Below are 1,463 nucleotides of genomic sequence, written 5' to 3'. Positions count from 1 at the left end.
CAGGGAAACACGGTGCGGAGGGGCTTTTTCAGGAAATATCCACCAGCTCAAATTTTGCGCCGCATAAAACAAAAAATAGGCACCAATATTCGGGACCTCTCCGCTCTTTTGGTATGGCTATCCGCGGGAGGGTGTGGTATTGTGTAGCTGAGAAAGGGGCGCTGAACTATGCAGCGAAAACTATTGACAAACGGCAACATCTTTAAACGGACGGATGGCCGCTGGAACGGCGTGGTCTGGTACTCAGACGAGCAGGGGGAAAAGAAGCGCAAGTCCTTCTGCGGCACCACGAAGCAGGAGGTCAAGGAGAAGATCACCGAATACCTCGCTGACTTCGACCGCCAGCTAACAGCCTCAGATGAGTCCAGGGCAAGGCTGGAGGAGAGCATGGGGCGGTGGCTCCGGGTATTCAAATTCCCCTCCGTGGAGCGTGGCACCTACGACCGGCTGGAGTGCACCGCCACCCACCAGATCTACCCGGTCCTCGGCAGTAAGGTGGTAGGAGACATCACCTCTGCAGATATCAAGGCCCTGCTGAACCACTGGATGAATGAGGGCTACGCCTACACCACGGTCAAGAAGGTCTACAACATCCTCACCGACTACTTCCGCTACCTGACCCAGCAGGAGTGCATCCAAAAGAATCCAATGGCTGCGGCTCCCATGATCAAGAAGTCAAACTTCATGGCCAGCCAGGGCAAGGAGGATCTGCCAACCTTCGAGACTGTGACCATCTTCACCCCAGAGGAGATCGCAAAGTTTAAAGCGGAGGCTGTCAGGACCTGGGGAAACGGGACACCCATCTACCAGCAGGCAGCCGCCTATACGCTGATGCTGAACACCGGACTCCGCACAGGGGAGGCGCTGGGCCTGCTGAACAGTGACATTGATCTGGAGAACCGCGTCATCCACCTCCAACGGGGCGTAAAAGAGGTCTCCCGGCGGGAAGGCACCGAATCCACCAGCGGCAGAGAGGTGAAAATCGGTAAACTGAAGAGCACCTCCAGCAAGCGGGATGTGCCCCTCAATCAGGCGGCAGTAGACGCCATCCTGGATCTGAGAGCGGAGCGATACTTCGGAGAGGACACCCCTCTCATCTCTGATGAACACGGAGGTTATACCCGGCCGGTAAACTTTCGAAAGCGATACTACCGCATCCTGGAAGCGGCTGGCCTGGAACAGCGGGGGCTCCATACCCTCCGACACACCTTCGCCACCAATCTGGTCAACGGAGTCAAACAGCCGGATGGAACCATCCGCTCCCTCTCTCCCCGACAGGTGGCCGACCTTCTCGGCCACTCCACCTCGGAAATCACAGAACTCTACTACGTGAAAAAGGATACCTCCCGCCTGGCAGGGATCACGGCAGGATTCGATCTCTGAAAAAACCTCCAAAAAAACGCGCCCCTGACCGAAAACCAGCCGGTCGGGGGCGCAAAACTTTGATGCTAAAATGATGCTGC

2 protein-coding genes are annotated in these 1,463 nt (G+C 56.7%); both read left to right on the top strand.

Annotated elements, in window-relative coordinates:
- Positions 1-206, top strand: a 206-nt coding sequence (locus HMPREF1546_RS19400; RefSeq protein ID WP_207640319.1) for a hypothetical protein, incomplete at its 5' end; no start/stop codon positions are given.
- Positions 169-1,383, top strand: a complete 1,215-nt coding sequence (locus tag HMPREF1546_RS11515) for a site-specific integrase (RefSeq protein ID WP_021750432.1) — start codon at positions 169-171, stop codon at positions 1,381-1,383. The genes HMPREF1546_RS19400 and HMPREF1546_RS11515, both read left to right, overlap by 38 nt.
- The last annotated feature ends 80 nt before the right edge of the window (positions 1,384-1,463 follow it).

Origin of the sequence: Oscillibacter sp. KLE 1745, from assembly GCF_000469445.2 — a bacterium.
Lineage (GTDB): Bacteria > Bacillota > Clostridia > Oscillospirales > Oscillospiraceae > Oscillibacter > Oscillibacter welbionis.
The sequence above is the reverse complement of the archived record's forward strand: the minus strand, read 5'-3'. Positions and strand labels throughout refer to the sequence as shown.

Bases quoted from the DNA above. Each gene is read 5' to 3' on its own strand.
- HMPREF1546_RS11515 (WP_021750432.1), top strand. From the start codon at position 169: ATGCAGCGAAAACTATTGACAAACGGCAACATCTTTAAACGGACGGAT.